Raw genomic sequence first — 7,752 nt, forward strand, 5'->3', positions numbered from 1 at the left:
CACGCCGACGTACTCCAGCAACTCGAGCGCGCGTTCCTTGATCTCGCGCTCTTCCTTGCGCTCAGCCGGCGTCTGGAACACGGCGCCCAGCAGTCCGTGCTTGGTGCGCACGTGACGGCCCACCATGACGTTTTCCAGTGCGGTCATGCCGCCGAACAGACGGATGTTCTGGAACGTGCGGGCAATGCCGGCCTTTGCGACCTGGTACACCGCGGTCGGCGTGTAGTTTTCGCCGTCCAGCTTGAAGTCGCCGGAGTCCGGTGTGTACAGCCCCGTGATCACGTTGAAGAAGGTGGTCTTGCCTGCGCCATTCGGACCGATCAGGCCGTAGATCTCACCCGACTTGATCTCGAGACCCACATCGGACAGCGCCTGCAGGCCGCCGAAACGCTTGTTCACGCCCTTCACGGACAGGCGGATTTGTTTATCGCTCATTAGATTTCTCCTGTCGGGCCTCAGGCACGCACCGGCTTCTTGCCGTTGCGCTTCGCCAGCTTGGCGATCTTGTCCTCGTGCTTCGGCGACGGCCACAGGCCTTCCGAGCGGTACAGCATGATGAGGACCATGGCGAGACCGTACAGCAACTGACGGATCACTTCGGTGTCGACGATTTCATGGCCGAACAGCATGTTCTGCAGCGGGCCCATCGTCGAACGCAGGAATTCCGGGAACACGGCGAGCAGCACCGCACCGAGAATCACGCCCGGGATGTGGCCCATACCGCCCAGCACCACGCAGGCCAGCACCACGACCGACTCCCAGAAGGTGAACGATTCCGGTGAGACGAAGCCCTGGAAGCCGCCGAACATGGCGCCCGACAGGCCGCCGAACGAGGCACCCATGGCAAACGCGAGCAGCTTCACATTACGGGTATTGATACCCATGGCCTTGGCAGCGATTTCGTCTTCGCGGATGGCGGCCCACGCACGGCCGATACGCGAGTGCTGCAGGCGCGTACACACCCAGATCACCAGCAGCGCGCACAGCACGAACAGGTAGTAATACATGTACACGGTCGTGAACTGGAAGCCGAGGAACGAATGCGTCTGCGCGAGGCTGAAGCCGCCCACCTGCACCGGATCGATACCGGTGATCCCCTGCGGTCCGTTGGTGATGTTCACCGGACGGTCGAGGTTGTTCATGAAGATCCGCACGATTTCCCCGAAGCCCAACGTCACGATGGCGAGGTAGTCGCCACGCAGACGCAGCGTTGGTGCACCGAGCAGCACGCCGAACATCGCGGCCAGCGCCATGGCGATCGGCACGATGATCCAGAACGGCGTATGCAGGCCGCCCGGGAACAGATGACCGATCCACGCGAACTGGGTGGACAGGTGCGGCGAAGACAGCAGCGCCGTGGTGTACGCGCCGATTGCGTAGAACGCGATGTAGCCCAGGTCCAGCAGGCCGGCGAAGCCGACCACCACGTTCAGGCCTAGCGCCAGCATCACGTACAGCATGGCGAAGTCGAGCACGCGCACCCAGTAGTTGCCGCCCACGGCGCCGATGATCATCGGCGCGGCAATCACCAGCACTGCGGTGATGATGCCGACCGTCAGCGTCTTCGTGGTGTTCTTCTCGGGGATGAGCGTCGTGGACGGCTCGATCGGTTGAATTGAGGTCATGTTGTTACTCCTTATGGCCCTGGTCAGGCGCGATCTGCGACACGTTCGCCGAGCAGACCCGACGGACGGAACACCAGCACGATGATCAGAACGATAAACGCAAACACGTCCTGATAGTTGCTGCCGAAGACCCCACCCGTGAGGTTGCCGATGTAGCCCGCCCCCAGCTGTTCGATCAGGCCGAGCAGCACGCCGCCCACCATCGCCCCGCCGAGGTTGCCGATACCGCCGAGCACTGCCGCGGTAAAGGCCTTCAGGCCGGGGATGAAGCCCATGTAGAAGTGCGCGTTGCCGTACTCCGAGGCGATCATCACGCCGGCCAGCGCGGCGAGCGCCGAGCCGATCATGAAGGTGGCCGAGATCACGAAGTTCGGATTCACGCCCATCAGGCTCGCCACGTTCGGATTTTCGGCAATCGCGCGCATGGCCCGGCCGAGCTTCGTCTTGTGCACGAGCAGCAGCAAGCCGCCCATCACGAGGAAGGCCACTACGATGATCACGATTTCAGTCATCGAGATCACGGCACCCGGATTGTTGGGCCCGGACTTGATCACGTTGATCGGATCGGTCGGCAGCAACTGCGGGAACGGCAGCGGGTTACGCGACCAGATCATCATGGCGAGAGTCTGGAGCAGGATCGACACGCCGATCGCGGTGATCAGCGGCGCGAGACGCGGTGCCCTGCGCAGCGGCCGGTAGGCCACCCGCTCGATCGTGTAGCCGACCAGCGAGCAAACCACCGCTGCGATGATCAACGCGATAATGAGCGTCGGCACATTGCCGAGCCCGGGGAAGTGGTTCTGCAACACGCCTATGGCGGAGAGCGCGACCATCGCGCCCACCATCAACACATCGCCGTGAGCGAAGTTGATGATGCCCAGAATGCCGTAAACCATCGTATAGCCCAGTGCGATGATGGCGTAAACGCTGCCAAGCACCAGTCCGTTGAGGATCTGCTGGATGAAGATATCCATTTAATGCTCCTTAGCCCGTGCGACTGGATTCGCGTTGTTCATCAACCGGTGGGCGGTGATGCTTCCTGCAAATCGCAACGGCACTGCGGGTACTGATGTAAAAGACCGGTAAGGGTTATCCGCGGCTGGCTCGTCGTGCGACTGCGAGACAGTCGCCGCCTTGCCGGCAACGGAGCAAAAACGACACCAATGGGTGGGCCAGGTGCCGTCAGGCTGTACGTCCCGTCACTACATCTTCACGACGTCGAGAACCGCTTTCTTGCCGTCCTTGAAGTCGTAAAGCGTAATGGCGCCTTCTTTCAAATCACCCTTGTCGTCGAATGCGATGTGGCCGATTACCCCGTTGTAATCGGTTGACGGCATCGCAGCCAGCACCTTGGGCGCGTCGATTGAATTGGCGCGCTTCATTGCATCGACGATCACGTACACAGCGTCATACGTGAACGGCGCGTAAATCTGCACCGGCGTGTGGAAACGTTCTTCGTACTTCTTTTCGAAGTCCGCTCCCTTGTCCATCTTCGAAAGCGCAAGTCCTGCCTCCGAACAGACCAGGTTTTGCACGGCGGATCCCGCCAGCTCCCCTACCTTGTCGGTGCACACGCCGTCGCCGCCAAGGATTTTTGCCCTGATACCGAGCGCCGCCGCCTGCTTCGTAAACGGGCCGCCCGTCGCGTCCATGCCGCCGAACATGATCACGTCCGGCTGAACACTCTTGATTCTGGTGAGAATGGCCCGGAAGTCCGTGGCCTGGTCATTCGTCGCTTCCCGTGCAACGATCTTGGCGCCGCTCGCCTCGGCGGTCTTCGCGAACTCGTCCGCGAGCCCCTTGCCGTAGGCTGTCGCATCGTCCACCACGGCGATGCGTTTTGCGCCAAGCGCCCTGGTTGCGTAGCCCGCGAGCGCGGGACCTTGTTGCGCGTCGGTTGCCACTACCCGGTACGTCGTCTTGAAACCCTGCTGCGTATAGGCCGGGTTGGTCGAAGACGGTGAGATCTGCACGATATTGGCGTCGCTGTAGATCTTCGACGCAGGGATCGACACGCCGGAGTTCAAATGGCCCACCACGCCGACGACGTGGTCGTCGACCAGCTTCTGCGCGACCTGCGTGCCCGTTTTCGGATCGCCCGCGTCGTCTTGCGCATCGAGCTCAAGCTGGATCTTCTGGCCGTCGATGGTCAGCCCCTGAGTGTTGATTTCCTCGACCGCCAAGCGCGCCCCGTTTTCGTTGTCCTTCCCTAGATGAGCAATGTTCCCCGTCAATGGGGCCGCATGGCCGATCCTGACAATCGTGGCGCTGCTCGCCGGTACCACGGCTGCCGGAACAGCCGATGCGGCCATGCCCACCTCTCCATCGTTCTTCTTGCTGCACGCGGTCAACATCGCAACCGCGGCCGCGACGGACACGGCGTAAGCAAACTTGACTCGCATTAAGTAGGTCTCCAGCGCCTTGCTAAATCCATTGTTCGAGACCCGGAGGCCTTGAGAACGCGCGCATTGTAACTCCAATTATGCGATGGGCAATATTGTTGAAACGACAGGGTTTTCCTGCATTGCAACCTCATTTTCAGAGCGTTGCCGCACAAAAGGAGCAACCGGGTTGCGACTATTTTCCGTGCATCAGTTGCACCAACGTCGCGCCCAGCAGCATCAAGTGTTGCAGCGGTGCCGTTGGGCGCCTGATTTCATAGCCTCGCGGGAAAGGTATTACCTATTCTTAACTCGCCATTCGCATGCACAATTTTAGTGCATCAAAAATAAAGACTCTGGAATATCGCCTGAATTAAACGGGGATCGATCAGTAGAGAAACAGTGAAATAAACTCGATTTATCCAAACTTTTTTCCGTCGCATGGCGTGCAACCAGGTCATTCTGGATGATGTGGCACTAAATATTGTGCATCGGAACGGATACCGAAGGGATAAAAAAAGCGCGCCCGAGGCGCGCTTTCTTACAGAGGGGTAGAACGAGGCGGGATATCAGGCCGGCAGGCCCAAGCCGCGCGGCAGAGGAAATGCGATGTTTTCCTCGATGCCTTCGAGTGCGCGCACATTGCGCACGCCGAGCTCGCGCAAGCGTGCGATCACGGCCTGAGCCAGCACTTCCGGCGCCGACGCCCCGGCGGTCACGCCGATGCGGCGCTTGCCGACGATCCATGCCGGATCGATCTGGTCGGGCGAGTCCACCATATAAGAGGGGATGCCGCGCTTTTCGGCCACTTCACGCAGGCGGTTCGAGTTCGAGCTATTCGGGCTGCCCACCACAATGACGACGTCGCACTGCGGGGCCATGAACTTGACCGCGTCCTGGCGATTTTGCGTGGCGTAGCAGATGTCCTGCTTCTTCGGCTCGCGGATGGCCGGATACTTGGATTTCAACGCGGCGATGATTTCGGCCGCGTCGTCCACGGACAGCGTGGTTTGCGTGACGAATGCGATGCGCTCCGGGTCTGCGAGCTGGAGCGCCTGCACGTCGGCAATGTCTTCGACGAGGTACATGCCCTCGCCTGCCTGGCCCATCGTGCCTTCGACTTCCGGATGGCCCTTATGGCCGATCATCACGATGTCGAAGCCTTCGTGGCGCATCTTCGCGACTTCGATGTGCACCTTGGTGACGAGCGGACAGGTTGCGTCGTACACGCGCAGGCCGCGCGACTCGGCTTCTTCGCGCACGCTCTTCGACACCCCGTGCGCGCTGAAGATTACCGTGTTGCCGGGCGGCACTTCTTCGAGCTGTTCGATGAAAATGGCGCCCTTCTTGCGCAGATCCTCGACAACGTAGGCGTTGTGAACGATTTCGTGACGCACGTAGATGGGCGAACCATGCAGCGTGATGGCGCGCTCGACGATTTCGATGGCCCGATCGACACCCGCACAAAAACCGCGCGGTTGCGCTAGCAGAATCTCGGCTTCAGCCAGAGTCGTGTCCGTGGTGCTCATGTTTACAGAATCCCGATGATTTTCACTTCGAACGCCAGCGCCTGGCCGGCAAGCGGGTGATTGAAATCGAACAGGGCGGACGTTTCGCCGACTTCCTTCAGCACACCCGCGTAGCGTCCGCCACCCGGTGCATTGAATTCGACGAGATCGCCCGGCGAAAAATTCTCACCGATCATGCTGTTTTCACGCAACGTGGCCAACGACACCCGCTGGATGAGCTCGGGATTGCGCGGGCCGAATGCCTGCCCGGGCGCTAGCTGAAAGGTCGAGTGGTGGCCGACCTTCAATCCCAGCAAAATATCTTCCAGCGGCGGCGCCAGTTGCCCCGCGCCCAACAGTAGCGTGGCGGGCTTTTCGGTAAAGGTGTTGATGACTTCAGCGCCATCGGCAAGCGAGAGCCGGTAATGGAGCGTGACGTGCGAACCGGGCTTCACTTCAGAGATGTCGATGATGCTCATGCAGTACTCATTCAGTCTGGACGCGCTGCACGCGTGCGCCGTGGCGCAGCCGGTGCGGGTGGCAAACCGTCGTGGTGCCGTGCGCAAAACCTCTATTGTAAGCCACATATCAAGCAGCGGCTTGGGTGCGACGCATGCACTTTCGCCGCGTGTGAGGACTTCCTCACACAATACCGGAGGACGATCTAATGGATTATGACGACCGCGCTGGAACCACGGCAGTGCTCGTGGATGATGCGCCGGGCGCGCAGACCGCCGGGGCAGTGACGAGCACCACGTCTGCTTCGAGCGGGACGGCGGCGCGCGTGCGCCAACCGCTTGCGCTAAAGCCGCGCAGCGTGCAGCCGGCCGCCATGACAGCCGCCGGCGTCGCGGGAAAGCCGCGTGGGCTCGTCGCTGCGGAATCAGAGCCGCCTGAGCCGGACTCGCCGGAAACGGTGAATGCCCGAGCCGCCGCCGCTCGCCGCGCCGGACTTAACGGTGCGGCGGCCCGTGCGGCCAGGCGCGAGCCCGGCGTGCCGGCACTGGACCTGCCGAAGCTCGCAGCCCTTGAACAGGCGGCGCCTACGCCGGTTGCCCCTCGACGGGCCGCGCCTTTGCCGGGCGCGCCTACGCCGGCCGTGCCTACCCCGGCCGCGCCTACGCCGGCCGCACCGAAACGCGCCCGCGGCAAGCCCGATATGCCCCGGGAACGGCTGCTCGATTTCGGACCCGGCACCCTTGCGGATGTCGAACTCGTCGCTCTCGTCCTCGGCTCGGGACTGCCGGGACATAACGTATTTGGTATCGCCCAGTCTCTCCTGAAGCGGTTTGGCTCGCTGCGCGCCATGCTGGACGCGAGGCCGGCGGATTTCGCCGGTTTGCCCGGTATCGGCCCGGCCAAAACGGCCCAGTTGCTCGCGATCCTCGAACTGGCGCGGCGCTCGCTCGTCGAGAAAATGCGTGAAAAGCCCTTGATCGACTCGCCCGAGGCAGTGGAAGACTATCTGAGATTGCTGATCGGCTCGCGGCCGTATGAAGTGTTCGTGTGCCTTTTTCTCGACGCCCGTCACCGGTTGATCAGCACCGAAGAGAGTTCGCGCGGCTCGCTCACGCGGATGGCGGTCTATCCCCGTGAAATCGTCCGCCGGGCCCTGACTGTGAATGCCGCCAGTATGATCGTGGCGCATAATCACCCTTCCGGCGCCGTCAAACCAAGCGCCAGCGACCGCCGGCTGACGCAGGTGCTGCGCGATACACTCGCACTGATCGACGTGCATCTGGTCGATCATCTGGTCATCGGCGCGCATGAAACGTTCTCATTTGCGCGCGCCGGCTGGTCATGAACAGGGCCTTGGGCCATCAGAAACACCATGGGCACGTGCCTTGGCCCGACAGGTCCCGGCCGGCTTGCCCGGGGTTTCCCGTCGTAAATAAGGTTTGATTTATCGGCTTTTTTTCTGCTAGAATTCCGGTTTGCCTGTTTCCAACCCTGTTCCGAAGCCATCAAAGGCCTTTCGGGAGATAAGCGACTGAGTAATCATCGCGGCCCTTCCGGATAACTTTCGCGGCGTCCGAACTCAGAATTAGCGTATTAGGAGTGCTCTCATATGGCACGCGTATGCCAAGTAACTGGGAAAGCGCCGATGAGCGGCAACAACGTTTCCCACGCGAACAACAAAACCAAGCGCCGGTTCCTGCCGAACCTGCAAAACCGCCGTATTTGGGTGGAAAGCGAAAACCGTTGGGTGCGTCTGCGCGTTTCGAACGCCGGCCTGCG

The 7,752-nt window shown here is 61.4% G+C and carries 8 protein-coding genes; 2 read left to right on the plus strand and 6 right to left on the minus strand.

The window, feature by feature from the left end; translation table 11 throughout:
- The 6 genes from VGH41_RS06390 to VGH41_RS06415 all read right to left on the minus strand — a co-directional run.
- Positions 1–435, minus strand: a 435-nt coding sequence (locus tag VGH41_RS06390) for an ABC transporter ATP-binding protein (RefSeq protein ID WP_331596511.1), incomplete at its 3' end; no start/stop codon positions are given.
- 20 nt (positions 436–455) lie between these two features.
- Positions 456–1,625 carry an ABC transporter permease subunit gene (locus VGH41_RS06395; protein WP_331596512.1) on the minus strand — a complete coding sequence of 390 codons (1,170 nt, stop codon included), beginning with the start codon at positions 1,623–1,625 and terminating at the stop codon, positions 456–458.
- Positions 1,626–1,648: 23 nt separating this feature from the next.
- Complete coding sequence (locus VGH41_RS06400; RefSeq protein ID WP_331596513.1) at positions 1,649–2,599, minus strand: branched-chain amino acid ABC transporter permease; 951 nt, start codon at positions 2,597–2,599, stop codon at positions 1,649–1,651.
- Positions 2,600–2,827: 228 nt separating this feature from the next.
- Positions 2,828–4,027: a branched-chain amino acid ABC transporter substrate-binding protein gene (locus VGH41_RS06405; protein WP_331596514.1), complete on the minus strand. Its 1,200-nt coding sequence runs from the start codon at positions 4,025–4,027 to the stop codon at positions 2,828–2,830.
- A gap of 548 nt (positions 4,028–4,575) precedes the next feature.
- Positions 4,576–5,535, minus strand: a complete 960-nt coding sequence (ispH, locus tag VGH41_RS06410; RefSeq protein ID WP_331596515.1) for a 4-hydroxy-3-methylbut-2-enyl diphosphate reductase — start codon at positions 5,533–5,535, stop codon at positions 4,576–4,578.
- Between the two features lie 2 nt (positions 5,536–5,537).
- Positions 5,538–5,993 (minus strand): peptidylprolyl isomerase, encoded by a 456-nt coding sequence (locus VGH41_RS06415; protein ID WP_331596516.1) that lies wholly within the window; start codon positions 5,991–5,993, stop codon positions 5,538–5,540.
- Positions 5,994–6,523: 530 nt separating this feature from the next.
- Between VGH41_RS06415 and radC the strand changes: the two genes are divergently transcribed.
- Both radC and rpmB read left to right on the plus strand, forming a co-directional pair.
- Positions 6,524–7,318 (plus strand): RadC family protein, encoded by a 795-nt coding sequence (radC, locus tag VGH41_RS06420; RefSeq protein WP_414696612.1) that lies wholly within the window; start codon positions 6,524–6,526, stop codon positions 7,316–7,318.
- 264 nt (positions 7,319–7,582) lie between these two features.
- Positions 7,583–7,752 (plus strand): 50S ribosomal protein L28 (gene rpmB / locus VGH41_RS06425; protein ID WP_331596518.1); only part of this gene is annotated, 170 nt, incomplete at its 3' end.

It is taken from the genome of Paraburkholderia sp., assembly GCF_036488795.1.
Classification (GTDB): Bacteria; Pseudomonadota; Gammaproteobacteria; order Burkholderiales; family Burkholderiaceae; genus Paraburkholderia.